Annotated in this window: 20 protein-coding genes; 8 read left to right on the top strand and 12 right to left on the bottom strand. The window is 72.7% G+C overall.

What is annotated here, in order from left to right:
* Positions 1–262: 262 nt before the first annotated feature.
* Positions 263–1,798, bottom strand: a complete 1,536-nt coding sequence (locus tag LL648_RS25215; protein WP_232665193.1) for an APC family permease — start codon at positions 1,796–1,798, stop codon at positions 263–265.
* Complete coding sequence (locus LL648_RS25210) at positions 1,788–3,803, bottom strand: primary-amine oxidase (RefSeq protein ID WP_232665192.1); 2,016 nt, start codon at positions 3,801–3,803, stop codon at positions 1,788–1,790. The genes LL648_RS25215 and LL648_RS25210 overlap by 11 nt, the downstream gene beginning before the upstream one ends.
* A gap of 251 nt (positions 3,804–4,054) precedes the next feature.
* Between LL648_RS25210 and LL648_RS25205 the strand changes: the two genes are divergently transcribed.
* Positions 4,055–5,482 carry an APC family permease gene (locus LL648_RS25205; protein ID WP_232665191.1) on the top strand — a complete coding sequence of 476 codons (1,428 nt, stop codon included), beginning with the start codon at positions 4,055–4,057 and terminating at the stop codon, positions 5,480–5,482.
* Positions 5,479–6,222: an IclR family transcriptional regulator gene (locus tag LL648_RS25200; protein ID WP_232665190.1), complete on the top strand. Its 744-nt coding sequence runs from the start codon at positions 5,479–5,481 to the stop codon at positions 6,220–6,222. Before LL648_RS25205 ends, LL648_RS25200 begins: the two co-directional genes overlap by 4 nt.
* Here the strand turns inward: LL648_RS25200 and LL648_RS25195 are convergent.
* Entirely contained in the window at positions 6,211–7,068 is an 858-nt protein-coding gene (locus LL648_RS25195) for a LysR family transcriptional regulator (protein WP_232665314.1), read from the bottom strand. The genes LL648_RS25200 and LL648_RS25195 overlap by 12 nt on opposite strands.
* A 142-nt stretch (positions 7,069–7,210) precedes the next feature.
* Here LL648_RS25195 and LL648_RS25190 point away from each other — a divergent pair, with 142 nt between their 5' ends.
* The gene (locus LL648_RS25190; protein WP_232665189.1) at positions 7,211–7,447 is read left to right on the top strand and encodes a T-complex 10 C-terminal domain-containing protein; all 237 of its coding nucleotides are present in this window, start codon (positions 7,211–7,213) and stop codon (positions 7,445–7,447) included.
* A gap of 112 nt (positions 7,448–7,559) precedes the next feature.
* On the opposite strand, the gene LL648_RS25185 is transcribed toward LL648_RS25190, so the two are convergent.
* The 3 genes from LL648_RS25185 to LL648_RS25175 are packed head-to-tail and all read right to left on the bottom strand — an operon-like array spanning position 7,560 to position 9,115.
* On the bottom strand, positions 7,560–8,177 hold the full coding sequence (locus LL648_RS25185; protein ID WP_232665188.1) for an MSMEG_1061 family FMN-dependent PPOX-type flavoprotein: 618 nt from the start codon (positions 8,175–8,177) through the stop codon (positions 7,560–7,562).
* A gap of 9 nt (positions 8,178–8,186) precedes the next feature.
* Positions 8,187–8,471 (bottom strand): DUF6092 family protein, encoded by a 285-nt coding sequence (locus LL648_RS25180; protein ID WP_232665187.1) that lies wholly within the window; start codon positions 8,469–8,471, stop codon positions 8,187–8,189.
* An 11-nt stretch (positions 8,472–8,482) separates the two neighbouring features.
* Entirely contained in the window at positions 8,483–9,115 is a 633-nt protein-coding gene (locus LL648_RS25175) for a nitroreductase family protein (protein WP_232665186.1), read from the bottom strand.
* 180 nt (positions 9,116–9,295) lie between these two features.
* Here LL648_RS25175 and LL648_RS25170 point away from each other — a divergent pair, with 180 nt between their 5' ends.
* Positions 9,296–10,993 (top strand): MOSC domain-containing protein, encoded by a 1,698-nt coding sequence (locus LL648_RS25170; RefSeq protein WP_232665185.1) that lies wholly within the window; start codon positions 9,296–9,298, stop codon positions 10,991–10,993.
* A 9-nt stretch (positions 10,994–11,002) separates the two neighbouring features.
* A complete protein-coding gene (locus LL648_RS25165) occupies positions 11,003–12,424 on the top strand; it encodes an aminotransferase-like domain-containing protein (protein WP_232665184.1) in 1,422 nt (473 codons plus the stop codon).
* A 27-nt stretch (positions 12,425–12,451) separates the two neighbouring features.
* Here LL648_RS25165 and LL648_RS25160 read toward each other — a convergent pair whose 3' ends face one another.
* The 5 genes from LL648_RS25160 to LL648_RS25140 all read right to left on the bottom strand — a co-directional run bounded on the left by LL648_RS25160 (position 12,452) and on the right by LL648_RS25140 (position 15,792).
* Positions 12,452–12,796: a nuclear transport factor 2 family protein gene (locus LL648_RS25160; RefSeq protein WP_232665183.1), complete on the bottom strand. Its 345-nt coding sequence runs from the start codon at positions 12,794–12,796 to the stop codon at positions 12,452–12,454.
* Between the two features lie 144 nt (positions 12,797–12,940).
* Positions 12,941–13,834 (bottom strand): arginase family protein, encoded by an 894-nt coding sequence (locus LL648_RS25155; RefSeq protein ID WP_232665182.1) that lies wholly within the window; start codon positions 13,832–13,834, stop codon positions 12,941–12,943.
* Between the two features lie 26 nt (positions 13,835–13,860).
* A complete protein-coding gene (locus LL648_RS25150) occupies positions 13,861–14,463 on the bottom strand; it encodes a hypothetical protein (protein WP_232665181.1) in 603 nt (200 codons plus the stop codon).
* A gap of 43 nt (positions 14,464–14,506) precedes the next feature.
* Positions 14,507–15,427, bottom strand: a complete 921-nt coding sequence (locus LL648_RS25145) for a M56 family metallopeptidase (protein WP_232665180.1) — start codon at positions 15,425–15,427, stop codon at positions 14,507–14,509.
* The gene (locus tag LL648_RS25140; protein ID WP_232665179.1) at positions 15,424–15,792 is read right to left on the bottom strand and encodes a BlaI/MecI/CopY family transcriptional regulator; all 369 of its coding nucleotides are present in this window, start codon (positions 15,790–15,792) and stop codon (positions 15,424–15,426) included. The genes LL648_RS25145 and LL648_RS25140 overlap by 4 nt, the downstream gene beginning before the upstream one ends.
* A 138-nt stretch (positions 15,793–15,930) precedes the next feature.
* Here LL648_RS25140 and ccsB point away from each other — a divergent pair, with 138 nt between their 5' ends.
* Positions 15,931–16,845 (top strand): c-type cytochrome biogenesis protein CcsB, encoded by a 915-nt coding sequence (ccsB, locus tag LL648_RS25135; RefSeq protein ID WP_232665178.1) that lies wholly within the window; start codon positions 15,931–15,933, stop codon positions 16,843–16,845.
* A gap of 62 nt (positions 16,846–16,907) precedes the next feature.
* Here ccsB and LL648_RS25130 read toward each other — a convergent pair whose 3' ends face one another.
* The gene (locus LL648_RS25130) at positions 16,908–17,102 is read right to left on the bottom strand and encodes a hypothetical protein (protein ID WP_232665177.1); all 195 of its coding nucleotides are present in this window, start codon (positions 17,100–17,102) and stop codon (positions 16,908–16,910) included.
* A gap of 92 nt (positions 17,103–17,194) precedes the next feature.
* On the opposite strand from LL648_RS25130, the gene LL648_RS25125 reads away from it, so the two are divergent.
* Together LL648_RS25125 and LL648_RS25120 are read left to right on the top strand one after the other, a co-directional pair.
* A complete protein-coding gene (locus LL648_RS25125) occupies positions 17,195–18,064 on the top strand; it encodes a LysR family transcriptional regulator (RefSeq protein WP_232665176.1) in 870 nt (289 codons plus the stop codon).
* A 13-nt stretch (positions 18,065–18,077) separates the two neighbouring features.
* Positions 18,078–18,899, top strand: a complete 822-nt coding sequence (locus LL648_RS25120; RefSeq protein ID WP_232665175.1) for an alpha/beta fold hydrolase — start codon at positions 18,078–18,080, stop codon at positions 18,897–18,899.
* The last annotated feature ends 22 nt before the right edge of the window (positions 18,900–18,921 follow it).

Here is an 18,921-nt window from a genome sequence, read left to right as displayed (position 1 = left end):
GGCTCGGCGCCTTGTCGACGGCAGGTTCAGCTCCACCGTCCGGGTCACTCGGATGCCCTGCGTGGCCCATTCCCCCTTTGCGCAGGTCCCCCCGGCGCGCCCTTCCGGACCCCATCACGCTCTGTGATTTCGAGATCATCCGAATGGTCCAGCCCACCCTGGGAGAGTGGTCCGTCGAGCCGCGTGGGGTCCTAACCAGAACCGTCCTCCGGCAAGAACCCCACGCACCCCACAGGCCCCGCAGATCTCACTCAGATCTCACTCAGATCTCGTCGAAAATCCGCCCCATGTCGGCCCACACCTGCCGGCGTGCCGACCGCGTCCAGGCCGCCACGAGCAGACCCACGACCGCGACCACGAGGCAGATCCACGGCACGATCGCCACCTGCAGCGGGATCTCCGCGCCCGGCGCGGCCGGGGCGAACGAGTAGTACAGGCCGCCGAACACGGCCAACGCCCCGACCAGCGCCGCGACCACGCCCGTCGCGGTGAAACCGGTCCGCCCCGTGCGCCGGCCCTCCACCGTCCCCGCGATCCCGAGCATCAGGTATACGCCCATCACCAGCGGTGTGCCGACGCCGGCGAGGAACGTGAACAGGAAGACCCCTCCGGTGAGGCCGCTGTCCACCCCGCCGGCCAGCGCGACCTGGCTCTCCCTGCTCGTGACGGCCAGCGAGACGACGGCGAGCAGCACCCACACCACGATGTCCAAGGCGATCGCCCGCCACGGCGTGCCCCAACGCGGGTGCAGCACACCCAGCCATTTCGGTAGGACGCCCTCGCGGCCCATCGCGAACAGCACCCGCGAGACCGCGATGTGCACACCCAGCGCGCAGAAGAGGCTCGCCAGCGCGGCACAGGCCAGCACAACCGCGGCAACGGCGTCGTTCGGTGCCACCGCGGCCAGCCCCGCGACGGACGCCGGCCAGTCGCTGGCCGCCTGCCGCACGCCGAACCCGATCGCCGTCGCGTATGTGATGACCAGGTAGAACAGGCCCGCGACGACGATCGACCCGACGATGGCGCGCGGGATCGCACGCCGCGGGTCCCGCGTCTCCTCCGAGAGCACGGCGCTGGCCTCGGCACCGGTGAACGACAGCATCGCGAACGAGAGGCCGAACAGGATCCCGCCCCACGGGACCCCCGCGGCCGACGGCCAGAACGCCGAGAGGTCGAAGCTGCGGCCGGGGTCCTCGACCGGGGTGGTCCCGTCGATCACGCTCACCGCCGGCGAGCCGATCGAGATCACCGCGACCGCGACGACGAGCAGCGCCACCATGGTCACCAGCAGGATCGCCAGCTGTGTCCGGGTGGAGGCGCGGATGTCGAACAGGCTCATGAGCGCGATCACGACGAGCCCGGCGGCGGAGAACCAGTACCAGGCCGGGTCGGCGCCGGTGAGCAGCGCGACCAGGCTCGCGGTGAAGAACCCGAAGCCCCACAGCACCGCGCCGCCGAGCACGAGGAACGCCACCGCGTAGCACCAGCCGCCGAGGAAGCCGAGCGTCTTGCCGGCGCCGCGGGTGATGTAGGTGTACATCGACCCCGCGGACGACATGGACCGGGCGAACATCGCGACGGTCCCGCCGACGGCGAGCATCGCCAGCGTCCCGAGCAGGTACGCCAGCGGCGTGGCGCCGCCGGCCTTCGTCGAGGCCAGGTAGGTGAGGAACGCGCCCGACATCGCTGGGGCGATCACCGAGAGGCTCTGCGCGATGACGTCGCGCATCCCGAGCGTGCGGTGGAAACCCGCGGCGGTGGACGGCCCGCCGGGCGTGGGTGCGGCGTCAGTCGCCATCGCCACCACGCTCCTTCGCCGGGCCGTGGACGTCGGCCGAGTCCTGGTCGCCGGCGGGATCAGCACCGGCACCGTGGCAGTGCGCGCTCTGCGTCGCCGGGACGTCGAGCGTCGGGTTGCGGTCGAAGAAGCCGGCCGGTTTCAGCGTGAACCCGGTGTAGTCGACTGGCATGATCGGCCAGTCCTCGGGGCGCGGGAAGTGCGTCGTGCCGAAGGTGTGCCAGACGACGATGTCCTCGCCGTCGATCGCGCGGTCGGCCCGCACCCACGACGGTAGGCCGGCGCCGCCCGGGTTCTGGTTCACGAAGTCGCCGGCCGGGTAGCGCTCGGCGGGGTCGTAGCGGGTGACCCACAGGTGCTTGCTGGCGAACGTCGCGCGCGCGTGGATCGACGACTGCTCGTCGGCCAGCATCGTCGCCTTGCCCTCGGGCAGCAGCACATACCCGACGGGTTGCCCGAGCGAGTTGGTGACCTCGGGGTTCACGATGTGCCAGGTCCGCACGACCGACCCGTCGGCGTCGCGTTGCGCCTGCGACTCGCTGGTCAGGCGGGTGCGCCGCTGCCGGAACGCGTTGCCGTACGGGTTGCCCTCGCCGATGGGCAGCCGCTCGGCCTGCACCTCGTCGACGGCGTTGCGCACGCCGTCGACGGTCATGTCCAGGCGCGCGGAGAACAGGTGCTGGTGGTAGGGCGCGCCGAGGCCGGGCGCGACCTCGGTGGCGTAGTCGTTGCCGGCTTCGGGGTAGGCCGCGGTGAAGACGATCCCGGTGGCCTTGACCTCCAGCTGGATGGTGCCGTCGAGGTAGAGGTACCAGTAGAAGCCGTAGTCGTAGTTGCCGATCGGGGTGAAGAACGAGAACACCATCCGCCGCTGACGGCGGGTCTCGCGGGCGCCGGTGAACAGGTCGGAGTGCTTCCAGAGGACGCCGTGGTCCTCCTCGTGCATGCAGATCGCGTTCTCGATGGTCCGCGGGTTGCCGAAGTCGTCGGCGATCACGGCGTCGAGGTAGTGGATCTCGCCGAGGCAGTCGCAGCCCAGCTGCAGCGAGTCGGCGTAGCGGGCGAACATGTACTCGCCGCAGTCGAAGTAGTTCTGCCAGAACCGCACCGGTGCCGGGTCGGCGTAGGGCACCACCATCTCCGCGACCGACGCGCGGTACACCACGGGGCGCCCGTCGAACGAGATCTGGTGCAGGGTCAGGCCTTCACGCTCGTTGAACCCGATCCGCAGGTCCCACTTCTCCCACCGGACCCGGTTGCCCTCGACGCTGAACGACGGTCCTTCCGGCTGCGTGATCTCGATCGGCTTGAGCGTCGTGCGGGCCGGTCCGGCGAGCTCTGGGTCGTCGAAGTTGCCCGACGTCGCCGGCACGGGCGGGGCGTCCTGACCAGCGTCGACGACGTCGATGATGCGGGTCACGGCGCGCGCGGTGAGGTCGACGTAGGCCACGAGCCCGTCGATCGGGTGCGCCCACGGGTGGTCACGCTCGTGGTCCTGCCGGAAGCCGAAGGAGCGCACGATCCGCTTGCCGACCTCGTCCGGGTGGTCGTAGACGCCGGCCGAGAGCGGCACGGCACGCACGGACGCGGGCTCGATGCCGCGCCCGGCCAGCGCGGCGAGCCACCCCTCGTCGGCGTTGAGGATGTCCTCGATCAGCTCGAACTCGGCGTCGATGATCGGCGGCTGGCCGTCGCGCGGCGGGTCGAGCTCGCGCTGCGACACCACCTCGCGGGCCGTCGTCGAGACGACCGTGTCCCACGACCGGCCGGTGGCCAGGTCGAGCAGCACTGCCCGGAACCGCCGCTCCGGCGTGCCGCCGGAGTGCGCGAGCACGTCCGCCTTGGGCGGCTCCTCGGGCGTGAAGAAGGCGAACCGGACGGTCTCACCGAGCAGACCGGCCGCGGACAGCACCTCGCGCACGGCGTCGACCTCCGCCGTGGTGGTCATGTCGAGCGGATGGGTAGCGGCCGACACGGTCTGGTTGCGGTCTTCTAGAGTGGTCATGGGCGTCCTCCCGGCTGGCTGGCTCGGTGCTCGGGCCTGGTGCGGGACCGTCCCCCGCCCGACGGGCCCCGTCAAAGCACCGTCGCGGATGCCGCGAAACACCCCGCCGCGCGTTCTCACCGGGTGGGAATCCGCGGCCGGGGATTCTCATTCGGGCCCATCCACTCGTCACCGCAGCGTGCACGGGGTTACTTTCCTGCGATCACAGGCCCGATCACAGGCCCGATCACGGCCCCTGGGAGGAGGGCGACGTGCGCTACGGACCGCTCGCCGCGCTGCGCCACCGCTCCCCCGTGCACGGGCTCGACCGGCGCAACCTGGGTCCCGCGGAGGTGATCGCGCAGTCGGTGTCGTGCGCAGCGCCCGCCGCCGGCATGGCGACGGTCCCGGCGATCGTCGCGACCTCGGCCGGCTCGGCGACGGTGTGGTCGTTCGTGCTGGCCACCGTGCTCGCGGTGTTGGTCGCCGCCTGCATCGGCAGCTTCACCCGGCGGATGGCGGCCGCCGGCTCGCTCTACAGCCTCACCTCGAAGGGCCTCCCGCCCGGCGCGGCGTTCGCCTCGTGCGCCGCGATCGTCGCCGGGTACCTGGTGCTCGTGATGGCCGCGCTCACCGGCGCCTCGATCTACTTCGACGCGCTGATGGCCCGGTTCGGCTGGGCCGCGCCGCCCGCCGTCGGGGCCGCCGCGGCGCTCGCGCTCGCCGCCGTGGCGGGGGCGCTGGTGCTGCGTGGCGTGCGGCTCTCCGCACGAACCGTGCTGGCCGTGGAGGCCGTGTCGATCGCGCTGATGCTCGTGATCTTCGCCGTGCTGCTCGCCACGGCGACGCCGGCGCCGCCCGGTGGGGCCGCCGAACCGGGGCTCGCCGGTGTCGCCGCGGGCGTGCTGCCGGCGCTGGGCGCGTTCATCGGGTTCGAGGCCGCGACGACCCTCGGGGTGGAGGCGCGCCGGCCGTTCAGCTCGGTGCCGCGGGCCGTCCTGGGCACGGCCGCCGTGGTCGGTCTGCTGTCGATCGTGGCCGCCGTGACGCAGGTCCGCGGGTTCGACGGCGGTCTCGGCGGGCAGCCGGAGCCCGTCGTGACGCTCGCCGCGGCGCACGGCACGTCGTGGCTCGCGGTGCTGCTGGACGCCGGGATCACGACGTCGTTCGTCGCCTGCACGCTGGCCACCACGAACGCGCTGGTCCGGGTGCTGTTCTCGATGGGCCGCGACAAGATCGTGCCGCGGGCGCTCGGCCGGACGCACGCGCGCTACCGCACCCCGCACATCGCGATCGCGGTGGCGCTGCCAGTCGCCGCCGCGGTGCCCGCCGCGCTGCTCGGTGCCGGCACCCCCGGCCAGGACGTGCTGCGGATCCTGCTGACCATCGCGACGGCCGGGTTCCTCGTCGGCTACCTGCTGGTGTGCCTGGCCGCGCCGCTGTTCCTGCGCCGCATCGGCGAGCTGACCCCCGGTCCCGTGATCATCACGGCGGTGACCGTCCCCGCGCTGGCGGCGACCTGCATCGCGTTCCTGCTCTCCGCGCTCGACGGGCCCGTGCCGGTGGTGCTCGCCGGCCTGCTCGCCGCCGTGCTCGGCTGGTACGTGTGGCTCCGGCTGCGCCATCCCGACCGGCTGGCCGCGATCGGGGTGTACGACGAGACCTCCGCGGCCGACGTCCACCCGGCGCGCGTGCCGTGACCGACCCGCTGCCGCTCTCGGGACGCCAGCCGCGTGCGGTGCGCAGCGCGCTGGCCGTGTTGGAGGAGGTCGTCGCGGCCGGGCCGGGGATCACCGCGAAGGAGATCAGCGCGGCGCTGCGGCTCCCGCAGGCCACGACGTACCGGCTGCTGAACCTGCTCGTCGACGAGGAGTACCTGGTGCGGCTGCCCGACCTGCGCGGGTTCGCGCTCGGCCGGCGCGCCGCGCGGCTGGCCCTGCCGCTGACCCCCGTCCCGTCGACGGCCGCGCGGGCCGTCGTCGCGCACCTGCGCGGGATGGTCCGGTGGGGTGTGCACCTTGCCTCGTTCGCAACCGGGCACGTCGAGCTGGTGGACACCGACCCCGATCACCCGCCGGCCGAGCCCGCGCTCATCGCGCGCTACCCGCACGCCTCCGCGCTGGGCAAGCTGCTGCTGGCCGAGCAGCCGCAGTGGCGGGCCGTCGTGCGCGACCTGCGCCGTTTCACCGAGCACACCGTCGACGCCGCCGAGCTCGACCGCCAGCTCGCCGGCATCGCCGAGGTGGAGCTGGCCCGGCAGTGCGGTGAGCTGCGCGCCGACCGCGGCTGCCTCGCCGTGCCCGTCCGCAGCCCCGACGGCACGACGCTCGTCGCGGGGCTCGCGCTCGCCGGGCCGCCGAACCGGGTGGCCGAGCCCAACGAGGAGCTGGTCGCGCTGCTGCGCGAGCACGCGACCCGGCTGGCGCCGCTACTGGCCTGACGCGCACTCCTCGGCCGCGATGCGCAGGAAGTTCGTGATCAGTGGGGTCTCCTGGGACGGGCGCCACGCGACCCCCGACTGCCACGCCGCCGCCTCGTGCCCGACCGGCTCCAGCACGACGGGCGCCGACGCGATCCGGCCGGCGCTCGCCGGCACGAGCGCGACCCCGATCCCGGCGGCGACCAGCGCAAGGACGGTCTGCAGGTCGTGCGCCTCCTGCAGGGTGCCGAGCCGCAGCCCGGCCTCCGCGCAGTAGCGGTCGATCTGGGCGGCGAGCCCGGGCCCCTTCACCCTCGCCAGCCGGATGAGGTCGCGACCTTCGAGGGTCTCGGGCCGCTCGCCGGTGAAGGCCAACGCGAGCCGGTCGTCGTGCAGCGCGGTCCAGGCGAGCTCGGGGTCGGCGGGCAGCCGCGTGAACCCGACGCTGAGTTCTCCCGACCGCAGCCGGGCCTCCTGCTCCAGCGACGGCAGGTCGTCGAGCAGGACGTCGCACTCGGGGTGTTCGCGGCGGAACCTGGCGACGGCCCGCGGGGCCAGCTCGATGCTCGACAGGCCGAACCCGACCGAGAGCCGGCCGACCCCACCACCGGCGGCGTGGCGGACCCGACGCGCGAGCGCGTCCGCGTCGCGCACGAGACGCTGCGCATCGGGCAGCAGCACCTGCCCGACGACGGTCAGGAATGCGCCGTGCCGACCGCGGTCGAACAGCGCGGCACCGACGTCGGACTCGAGCACCTGGATCTGCTTCGACAATGCCGGCTGGCTGATCGACAGCGCCCGTGCGGCCTGACTGAAACTGGCGAGGTCGGCGACCACCAGAAACGTGCGGAGCAGCCTCAGATCCATTGTCACCCGGACTTATAGCATCCGGTTATGGGTGCATATCGAGGATTCATTGGACCCGGACCGAACACCGTGTTCTGCTGAATCGGCAAGTGAATTCGCACAACTTTCGGGGGAGCAGATGAAACGATTCACACGAGGCGCTGTGGCAACGGCGCTGGTGGTCTGCGGGCTGGTGGTCGGTGCAGGTACAGCACTCGCGGACGGCACCGACGGCACGCGCGTGACGTCGGTTCCGGACGGCACCCGGGTCACCTCGACGCCCGACGGAACACGCGTCACGTCGATCCCCGACGGCACCCGGGTCACCTCGACACCGGACGGAACGCGCGTCACGTCCGGCACCGATGGGACCCGCGTCACCGGCGGCCCCGAGCAGTAACCGCCACCGTTCGCCATTCCACCTCCGGCCGGTCGCCGGGCGATGCTGCGCCCGGCGATCGGCCATCGGAAGAGTTTTCGACGAACAACGAAGTGAAAATCCGGCCCACCAGTCAGTACTGGTTGTGCTTCGCCTCCAGCCGCAGTGCGGCGTCGATCACGCGGGCCGGCACCTTCACGCCGTGCTGGCTGCGGGCGATCTGGCCCGCGGTCGGCACGGCCTTGCGCTCGGGCCAGGTGGCGGCGTCCCACAGCGACGAGCGCAGGAACGCCTTGGTGCAATGCAGGAACAGCTCGTCGACGCGTACCTCGATCGACAGCTTCGGCTCCGAGTCGCGCACCGCCAGCCGCGAGATGTAGTCGGCGCCCTCGACGATCGACGCAGTGCCGTTGACCCGCAACGTGTCGCCGACGCCAGGCACGATGAACAGCATCCCGACCTGGGGCCGCTCGAGGATGTTCAGCATGCTGTCGAGCCGGCGGTTGCCCTTGCGGTCGGCGAAGGCCAGAGTCTTCTCGTCGAGCACGAGAACATTGCCGGGCGGGTCGCCGCGCGGCGAGACGTCGCAGCTGCCGTCGTCGGCCGTCGTCGCGAGCAGGAAGAACGGGCTGGCCTCGATGAACCGGCGGGACTCGCGGTCGATCGTGTCGGTGTCCTTCGCCGCGACTGCGGAGTTCGGCTCCTTGACGACCTCGTGCAGCTCGTCCCTCGATGTGATCACCCGACGCATGTCCTTAGGTTATCCTAAGTTCGATCTCGTGCGACGGAGCGCTTCACCCGTGAAGGTGCGGACGTACTCGCCCAGCCACGCGTCGAACGCCACCTGATCGGTCATCACCAGGTTGAAGTGGTCCAGGTAGTCGGCACGGGCCTCGGCCAGGAACGCGTCGTCGCCCTCGACGATCGCCATCAGCCGATGCGCGGCGTCGACCATGCGGAACGCCGCGAGCGACGGGGTCTCCTCCAGGCTCGTCGGCGCGCTCGCCACGAGGTGCGTGATCACCTCGAAGAGCCGCTCGTCCATCGACCGTTCCATCACGCCGCCCCGTTCGTCGAAGGAGCCCTGACCTCGAAGCCATTGCCCTCGAACGCCGTTCCGAACGAGTTCAGATGCAGCCGATGCACGAACCCGCGCGCGGCGGGCGGTGGGGACGCCGGTACGTACCCGACGGCCACCGTGACGTCCGGCCGGATGTGGCGGGGCAGCCCCAACAGCTCCTGCACGGCGGCGTCGGTCCAGCTCGTCACCGTGCAGACGCCGAGCCCCAGTGTCTGGGCCATCAACGCCAGGTGCGCGCAGGCCGCGCCGGCGTCGATGCGGGTGGCGGCGCCCACCCCGCGCCGGCCGAGCAGCCGCTCCGCATTCGCGAGGTCGGTGCAGTGCACGATCATCGCCGGCGCGTTGTTGATGAAGCCGGGCAGCACCTGGCGCGCAGTCGTCATGAGCGCCGGGTCGTCGACGACCACGAGGTGCCGCACCCCGGACCTGGCCTGCTGCCCGCGCGCCGCGGCCCACGCCATCCGGGCGAGGACGTCGCGCGGCACCGGCCGGTCCTCGAACTCTCGGTACATGCGCCGCCGGCGCATCGCTTCCGCGATCTCATCTCCCGCACTGCGCTCGACACCGGCGGGCTCGGCGCCGGCGGGCTTGCGCGCATCGAGCTCCATGGCGGCCTCCTCGGCGGTGAGCGACCTCCTTACCGTAGGAACGTCGGCGGTGGCCGCCAATGGGCAGATCGCGTTGTCACGCCGCACCGACAGGGCGATCTGCACTGTTTCGACAATCCAGCGATTGTCACAGTTCAATTGGTTGCGACCGAACACTTTGTAACACTAGCCTCCGACGGCATGACCACATTCGGAGCGCTGGTGTCCGTGAACGCCGGGAGCGCCGCGCCGATGGCAGTGCAGGGTGAGACCGTCGTCTCCGGGTTCGACAAGCGCCCGCTCCCCGACGCCGGCTGGGTGGACGTCGGCGGCCTCGCCGGCGACGACCACGTCGCCGACGCGCACGATCTCGACCGTGCGGTGCTCCTCTACCAGCGCCACCACTACGACAGCTGGTCGCGCGAGCTGGGCAGGGCGCTCGCGCCGGGGACGTTCGGCGAGCAGCTGACCGTCGAAGGGCCCGGTGAGGACGACGTGCTGATCGGCGACGAGCTGCGGATCGGCGGCGCGTTGCTGCAGGTCACACAGCCGCGGATCCCGTGCCGCAAGATGGCGGTGCGTCTCGACGAGCCGGACATGCCGGTCCGGTATCTGCGGTCGGGGCGGCTGGGGTTCTTCTGCAAGGTCGTCGAGCCCGGGCGCGTCCGCGCCGGCGACCGGATCGAGGTGGTGCGGCGCGCACCGGACGGCCTCACCCTGACCGAGCTGGCCGCCGTCCTGCACCACGACGAGCCCGACCCCGACCGGCTGGAGCGGGCGCTGGCGTCGAGCGTGCTGCCGGAGCTCATACGTGCGAAGCTCGCGCTGATCGCCGCCCGCGACCGCTCCTGGACCGCCGACCGCCCGCTGCTGGTCACGTCCCGCACCGCGCAGGGGGCGGACGTCGTCGCGTTCGAGCTGTCCGACCCGGACGGCGGCCGGCTCCCGAACTTCGCGGCAGGCCAGTTCCTCACCCTCACGCTGGACGTCCCCGGCGTCGAGCGGCCCGTCGTGCGGACCTACACCATTGCGGGCCGCAGCGCCGACGGGCTCGGCTACCGGCTCGCCGTCAAGCGCGAGCCGGCCGGACTCGCGTCGGGCCACCTGCACGACGGGGTCGCCGCGGGCGCGACCGTCTCGGCACGGGCCCCGCGCGGCCGGTTCGTCGTGCGGGCGGGCGCGCGGCCCGTGGTGCTGGTGAGTGCCGGCATCGGGATCACGCCCATGCTGGCCATGCTGGCGGAGCTGGCCACCGAGGAGACCACGCGGGACGTGTTCTTCGTGCACGGTGCCCGGTCGTCGAGGGAGCTCGCGTTCGGGCAGCACGTCCGCGAGCTGGTCGCGACCGGCAGCCGGCTGCACAGCCGCCTGCTCTTCAGCCGTCCGCAGCCGCACGACCGGGTGGGCGTCGACTTCGACCTCGTCGGTCGGGTCACGGTCGACGTACTCGACGAGGCCGTGCCCGGTCTCGACGCCGACTTCTACGTCTGCGGGCCGGTGCCGTTCATGACCGACGTCGTCGCCGGGCTGCTCGCGAAGGACGTCTCGCAGGAGCAGGTGCACTACGAGTTCTTCGGAGCCGGCACGTCGCTGTTCGAGCAGGACGGCGACGACGGCGCGGAGGTGCTCGACGGCGACGGACGGCCGATCATGGTGACGTTCGCCCGCTCGGGCCTCACCGTGGCGTGGCGGGAGAACAGCTTCAGCCTCCTCGCGCTCGCCGAGCGGGCCGGCCTGCGTCCGGAGGCGTCCTGCCGGGCCGGCGTGTGCAACACCTGCGTGGCCCGGATCGACGACGGCGACGTCGAGTACGCCATCGAACCGATGGACCCGGTCACCCCCGGTAAGGTCGCTGTCTGCTGCGCCCGTCCACGGAGCAGCGTGATGATCGACTTGTGAGGAGCAGCGGTGACGGTGTCGCTCGAGCTCCGCGACGACGGGGAGCCGGGTGATCCGGTCTACCGGCGCATCGCCGAGAGCATCGCGGAAGGCATCGCGTCGGGGCGGCTCGGCGTCGGCGACCGGCTACCGACGCACCGGGCGCTCGCCAGGCAGCTCGGGGTGGCCGTGCCCACGGTGAGCCGGGCCTACCGCGAGGCCGAGCAGCGGGGGTTGATCAGCAGCACGGTCGGGCGGGGGACGTTCGTCTCCGGCATCCCGACGCTGCGCGCCCGCCACGACCGCGGCGCGGGTGAGCGACCGCACGTCGACCTCTCCGTCAACGGGTCCTCGCGCGGCGAGCACGAGCAGCTGCTGCGCGAGGCGCTGGTCGCAGCCGCCGCCGAGCCGGATCTGGGCGCGCTGCTGAGCTACGCGTCAGACGTCGGCGAGCAGCTGCACCGGGAGTCGGCAGCGGCGTGGCTCTCCCGGAGCGGGGTCGCCGTCGCGCCCGAGCGGGTCGTGCTCTGCAACGGGGGGCAGCACGCGCTGCTCGTCGCGATGGGCGCCCTGCTGCGGCCCGGCGACGTGCTGCTCACCGACGAGCTGACGTTCCCCGGTGCGAAGTCGGCGGCGCTGGTGCTCGGCGCGCACGTCGTCGGGGTCGAGATGGACGGCGAGGGGATGGTGCCGGCGGCGCTCGAAGCGGCCTGCGCCGGGGCGACGCCGCCCGTCGCGCTCTACTGCATGCCGAACGCGCACAACCCGACCGCCATCACGCTCCCGGCCCGGCGCCGGGAGGCGATCGTGGAGATCGCCCGCCGGTACGACCTGCAGATCATCGAGGACGACGTGTTCGGGTTGCTCGTTCCCGACGACGAGCGCGGCATCCCGCTGGCCGCGCTGGCGCCCGAGCGGACGCTGCTGATCTCCAGCCTCTCGAAGACGCTGACCCCCGGACTGCGCTGGGGTGCGGTGACGGGGCCGGCGCAGCTGACCGACCGGCTGGGGGCGCTGGTCCGCGCAACCATCCTCAACCCGGCGCCGATGGCCGCCGGCATCGCCGACCGGTGGCTCACCGACGGCACCGCCGCCCGGCTGCTCACCTGGCAGCACGGCGAGATGGAGGCGCGGTTCGCCACCGCCCGGCGGCTCTTCGGCGACTGCTCCGCGGTGCGCGCGGTCCGGACCGCCGGCCTGCACGCCTGGCTCGACCTGCACGAGACCTGGACGCCCGCCGCGGTCGTCGACGTGGCCGAGCGGCTCGGCATCGCGATCGCCCCGACGTCGTTCTTCCACGCCGACCCGGCGAGCGCCACCCGTCCCGGCGCGCGCGGCGTCCGCCTCTGCCTCGGCAACGCGCCCGACCACCCCACCCTCACCGCCGCCCTCGCGGCGCTGGCGGAAGCCCTCGACCGCGGCCCGACCTGGACGGCGGGGAGCGGGGTCTGACGCAGCGCGGGCGCCGGGGGCTCCGCGTCAGTTGGTGGGGGCGATCACGAGCCGGGCGATGCGGTCGCCGCGGAACTCGAACGTCATCGGGCCCGTGCCGTTGTACCCGCCGCCCGAGACCTTCAGGGTCGCGACGACCCGGTCGGGGCTGTCGGTCGGTTCGATCCCGACCAGCTCGAAGTGGGACCGGACGCCGATGTTGTCGGTGCGGTTCCACGACGCCACACCCTCGTGGCCGTGGACCACACGCCCCCAGTCGTCGAGCACGGCGTCGTCGGTGAAGGCCGCGACGAAGGCCTCGGAGTCTCCGTTGTTGGTCGCGTCGATGAACGCCTGCAACGCGGCGGGGACGGGGGTGCTGCTCTCGCTCACGATCGGTTTCCTCTCGTGTCCGGGCGGGACGAGCCTAGCGACCCTGGAGCGTCCCCCGGCCGACCCGCAACTTCCCCACCGTTTTGTGTACTTGCGCGCCGTTTGGGCGCGCATCCACCCAAAACGGTGGGGAAGTTCGGGGCGTCAGCGCCCGAACGCCGCCGCCAGCGTCTCGACGATCACGCCGGCGTGCACGAGGTCCGGGTCGAGGTCGGGGTCGTATATCCCGATGTTCATCCCGACCGCACCGCCGATCGAGAGCAGCCCCTTCAGCAGCGCGGCCAGCTGCTCGAACGTGATGCCCTCGGGGTCGGGGCTGTCGACGGCGGGGAGCAGCTCGCCGTCGACGATGTCGACGTCGAGGTGGATCCAGAAGCCGTCCAGCTCCGGTCGCGCGAGCACGCCCGCGGCCGCGCCGACGGCGTTGTCGATGCCGAGCGTGCGGATGTCGTCGCTGGTCACGACGGTGATGCCCACCGCGCGCAACTCGTCGACGTCCTCGTCGGCGTCGCGGATGCCGAGCTGGACGACGTCCTCGTCACGCACGAGTGACCGCGGGACGCCGAGCTCGTCGGCGCCGCGGCCCGTCACCAGCGCGAGCGCCTCACCGCCGACGGCGATGCCGGCTTCCGCCGAGTTGCCGGGGTTGCGGAAGTCGCTGTGCCCGTCGAGGTACGCGAGCCCGTACCGCCCGGTGGCGTGCAGGTCCATCGCGGCGCCGATGACGTTCGAGCACTCGCCGCCCACCAACAACGGGAAGCCGCCTGCGCGACGGACCCCGTCGATGCGGCGGGCGAGCCGCACCGAGTACTCGACGATCGCCGCGCCGTTGCGCACCCCCGACTCCGGCGTCCACGCCGGCTCGTACCGCGGCGGCACGACGACCCCGCCCTCACGCGCCCCGAGCCGGTCGAGCAGCCCGGCGTCCCGCAACGCGCCGGGCGCCTTGTAGCACCCGGGCACGCAACCCGGGGCCGGTGGGCGCAGCCCGAGGTTCGACGGCGCGTCGATCAGCACGACGTTCCCCTCGATCGTCATGCGCCCAGCATGCCGCGCACTGATCGTCAGCGCACCCGGCCGTCCCACTGCCAGTCCCCCGCCGCCTTCCGCGGGAGGCCCGGTAGCGCGATCCGGCCCGTGCACCAGAGCATCGCCTCCCCCGCCGCGTGACCTTCCGGGGCGAGCGGGAACAGGCGCCCGACGACGGGCTCGCTCAGGTCGTCCGGTGGCAGCCAGTCGACGCCGAGCGCGCGCGTGATGTCGAAGGTGTGCACGAGGACCTCCAGGCTGCCCATGGCCGCGAAACCGGCGGCGTCCGACGTGCCCCACGGGTGGAACGCGCGCACGTCGGGGCCGGACCGCTCGACGGCCCACGACAGGAACGTCGCGGAGATCTCGATCGCTTCCAGCGCGATCGGGAGTGGCGCGCGGGCGTCGGCACCGGCGGCGATCCCCGCGGTGTGGCCGGTGGGCCGGACGACGAGCTGCCCGGCGTAGAACGTCTCGCTCAGGGTGATGTGGTCGAGCATGGATCGACAGCTGCGCTCGGGGTCGGCCAGGCGCGTCCAGTTCTCGCCGACCGCTGCCCGCAGGACGGTGAGCGCCGCTGCCGCGGCGGCGAGGGGCAGGCGGGCGGAGAGGGCTGACTTGGTCGGGGTTTCGGTCACGGGCGTATAGATCGCCGCGCCGCCGGGAATTCGTCGCGCGCCCCTACACGGGCAGCACGAACAGGCTGAGCGGTGTCGCCGCGACGACGAGCGCGGCGGACACGAGCGCGGCACACAGCAGCGGGTGCAGCGGCGGCAAAGCGCGTTCCAGCCGCTGGATGCGCAGCTCGGTGGCGCTGCCGGAGACGACGGCGAGCGCACCCGGTGGGGGGCGATCGCCGAGTGACCGGAACCGGCTCAGCGCGTCCACCAGCGCCGACGCACCATGCCTGCGGGCGGCGTGGTCGTCGGCACACATCTCGACGAGCAGCTCGATCGACGCGACGACCCGGCGCACCGTCGCAACCGGCAGCGCCGCGCGCAGCGCCTGGAACGGCGCCAGAGCCAGGTGGTGGCGCTGCCGCGCGTGGGTGCGCTCGTGCGCCAGCACCGCCTCGAGCTGGCCGGGTGTCAACGCGGCCAGCGCGCCGGAGCTGACCACCACGCAGCCCTCGCGTCCGGGCAGGTAGTAGGCGGTGGCAACGGGATGGTCCAGCACCACGGGCCGGTCGCCGTCCGGGTCGGTCCGGCCGACGAGGCGCAGCAGCATCTGGTGGCGGGCACGCTGGCGCCGCACCTGCCATGCCGAGTTGATCTGCACCGTGACGATCCACGCTGCGAGCAGGAGGCCTGCCGCGACCCCGCCGGCGCGCAGCACGTCCGGCTGCCCGGGCACACCGTCGGCGAGGTCGGCGGCGAAGAGCCCGAGGGCCGGCACCAGCCCGCGCTGGTACGGCATGAGTCCCACGCTCAGCAGCAGCCCGAGGGTCGCCGCGACCGCGCCGAGCGCTACGGCCTGCCACAGCGCGACGGCCACGTGCGGGCACCGGTAGAGCCAGCGGGCACGCAGCATGGCCGCCCCGGCCCCGACGGCGAGCGCGAGCACGAAGGCGTGGTGCCACAGGTAGACCACCCCGGCGGTCATCGCGGTCCGTCCTCCCGGTCCGGATCGAGCGCGGCACGCAGGACGTCGGCCTCCTCCGGGCTGACGGCCTGCGCGAACCTGACCAGCGCACCGTCACGGTCGCCGGTGCGGTCGAGGGCGGCGAGCATCAGCTCGGCGACGTACTCGTCGCGCGAGCCGGCCGCGCTGTAGTACCAGGTCCGCTCGACACTGCTGCGGGTGACGATCTCCTTGCGGGTCAGCCGTTCTAGCACCGTCTTGACGGTCGTGTAGGCCAGGTCGGGGTCGCCGATCGCGCGCAGCACCGTCCTGCCGGTGACCGGCCCGGTCTGCCGCCAGAGCGCCGTCATGACGGCCTGCTCCAGCTCTCCGCGCTGCCTCGGCACGTGCCCTCCTCCCGACGGTTCGGCTGATTCTCGGCCATCGGCACACCGGCGCCGCGCCGGGCTCCGACCCGGCTGCTACGTTTCATCACACTACAACTTGTAGCAGCAGCCCGTCTCGCCACGGCCCCGAGGAGCACGATGACACCGGACACCGCTCTCGCCGTACTCAGCGACCGCCTCTTCATGAGCGCGGTCGCCGTTTACGCGCTGGCCATGCTCGCGCACGCGGCCGAGTACGCCCGAGAACGCACCACGTCCCTGATCCCCGCAGGAGCGCCGACACCCGGTGCGGCGCGCCGGACCGCCACCGATCGGCTCGGCCGGGTGGCCGTCGCGTTGACCGTCCTCGGCGCGGTGCTGCACCTGGGGTCGATCGTGGCCCGGGGCGTGGCCACAGCGCGATGGCCGCTCGGCAACATGTACGAGTTCGACGCGGCGATCTGCCTGTTCGCGGTCGCCGGCTGGCTCGCAGCGGTCCGCACGGCGCCGAGCCTGCGCCGGCTCGGCGTCTTCGTGCTGGTCCCGGTCCTCATGTTGATGTTCCTCGGCGGGACGGTGCTCTACGCCGCGGCCGCGCCGGTCACACCACCGCTGCAGACGTTCTGGCTCGCGATCCACGTGACGACGGTGGCGTCGGCGTCCGGGCTGCTACTGGTGGCGGGGGCCGCCAGCGTCGCGTATCTGGTGTCACGTTCCGACCGGGCCACCACGGCGGCACCGCGGCTCGTCACGTTGCTCCCGCCGCCGGAGGCGCTGGACCGCGTCGCGTACCGGGTCACCACGGTCGCGTTCCCGCTCTTCACCTTCGCCGTCGTCGCGGGCGCGATCTGGGCGGAGGCAGCGTGGGGACGGTTCTGGGGCTGGGACCCCAAGGAGACCGTCGCCTTCGTGTCATGGGTGGTCTACTCCGCCTACCTGCACGCACGGGCCACCGCCGGATGGCGGGCCGAACGGGCGGCGTGGATCAACACGCTCGGGTTCGCCACGATGGTCGTGAACCTGTTCTGCGTGAACCTGGTGGTGGCGGGCCTGCACTCCTACGCCGGGCTGTAGCCCGAACCACCGGTTGGGACGTGCGGTCCGCGCGCGAGGGCAGGAAAGCCACTTTCCGGCCCTCACAGGGCAGGAAAGTGGCTTTCCTGCCCTCCCTCAGGCGCCCGCCAGCGCCGTTCGACGGCCGCCCACTCCCGGGCGAGCGCATCGGCGCGGCGGCGCTCCTCCCACGCGGCGGCCCGGCGGGCCAGCACGACGACGCCGGTGCGCACCGCGACCAGCGCCAGCAGCAAGCCAACGGCGTTGACTAAGGTCATGCGTCGAGCGTGGGGCACTCCAGCTCGATGGACAATGCGGATTCGTCCCGCCAGCCTTCGGCTCAGCCGAAGGCAGACCCTAGGGTGATCACGTGTCCTTCGACCTCGTCGACCTCCGGCTGTTCGCCGCCGTCGTGGAGCACGGCTCGCTGACCCGGGGCGCCGAGCAGCTGCCGCTCTCCCTCCCGTCCGCGAGCGCGCGGATCCAGGCGATGGAGAGCAGGCTGGGCGCGCCGCTCCTCCGCCGGCACCACCGGGGCGTCACCCCGACGGCGACCGGCGGGTTGCTGGCCGGCCACGCCCGCGAGATCATCGCGATGCACGAGCGCATGACCAACGAGCTCGCCGAGCGCACCGACACCACTGTCGTGCTGTGGGCGACCTACTCCGCTGCCGCGACGCTGCTGCCCGACCTGCTGATCGACTTCCTGTCGGCCAACATCGACGTGGCCGTCGACCTGGTGCCGCACCTGAGCAGGCGGATCGTCCCCGCCGTCGCGGAAGGCCGGATCGAGCTCGGGGTCGCCGCCGACAGTACCGATCTGGGCCGGCTGGAGACCACACCGCTGCGCTCCGACCAGCTGGTCGTCGCGGTCGCCGACGGGCACCCGCTCGCCGAACGCGCCGAGGTGGCGTTCGTGGAGTGCCTCGACCACCCGCTCGTCGGGCTCGTCGCGGGAACGCCGCTCCAGGAGCTGCTGCACGGCTACGCCCGCCCGCTCGGCGTGCGGCCCCGGTACCGCGCGCGCCTGGCCGACACCGCCTCGGTGCACCGCGCCGTCGCGGCGGGCGTCGGGATCGCGGTGCTGCCCGAGGCCGCCGCCGTCGCGCCGGGCCTGCGCATGGTGCCGCTCACCGACCCGTGGGCGCGCCGCAACCTCGTGCTCTGCCGCCGCCCTGGCGTCCCGCTCACGTCGGGCGCGGGACGGTTGGCCGAGCACTTGGTCGCACACGCACGCTGAGCAGAGGGGGATCATGCATACGGAGACGTTCCGCAATGGCGGGAACGAGGTGCGGTGGTCGAGGTGGGGCACCGGACCGGCTGTTGTCCTCTGCCACGGCACGCCGTGGTCGGCGGCGCTCTGGGCGCCGATCGCGGCGGCGCTCTCGGCCGAGTTCACCGTGCACCTGTGGGACATGCCGGGATACGGCAGCTCCACGAAGGCTGACGGGCAAGACGTGTCGCTCGGGATGCAGTCGGAGCTGTTCCCGGCGCTGCTCGCGGAGTGGGGGCTCGACGCGCCGCACGTCGTCGCCCACGACTTCGGCGGCGCGGTCGCGCTGCGCGCGCACCTGCTGCACGGCGCGACGTACAGCTCGCTCGCGCTCGTCGACGTCGTGGCGCTCGCACCGTGGGGTTCGGACTTCTTCCGGCTGGTCAGGGACAACGCCGAGGTGTTCATGCAGCTTCCGGGCTTCCTGCACGAGGCGCTGGTGCGGGAGTACGTGCGCGGCGCCGCGGCGCGGGAGCTGACCACCGACGACGAGCGGATGCTCGTCGACCCGTGGCTGGGTGCCGTCGGACAGGCCGCTTTCTACCGCCAGATCGCGCAGGCGGACCAGCGCTTCACCGACGAGATCGAGCCGCTGTACCCGACGATCGACATGCCCGTCGCGGTGGTGTGGGGCGCGCACGACACGTGGATCCCGGTCGACCGGGCGGAACGCCTCGCGTCGATCATCCCCGGCGCGGAGCTGCACGTCGTCCCGGGCGCGAACCACCTGATCCAGCTCGACGCGCCCGCCGCGCTCACCGCTGTCCTGCAGCGCTGGCTGCAGGCCGCCGCCCGCCGCTAGCCCCAACTTCCCCACCGTTTTG

This window comes from Pseudonocardia sp. TRM90224, from assembly GCF_021245725.1.
Lineage (GTDB): Bacteria > Actinomycetota > Actinomycetes > Mycobacteriales > Pseudonocardiaceae > Pseudonocardia.
The sequence above is the reverse complement of the archived record's forward strand: the minus strand, read 5'-3'. Positions and strand labels throughout refer to the sequence as shown.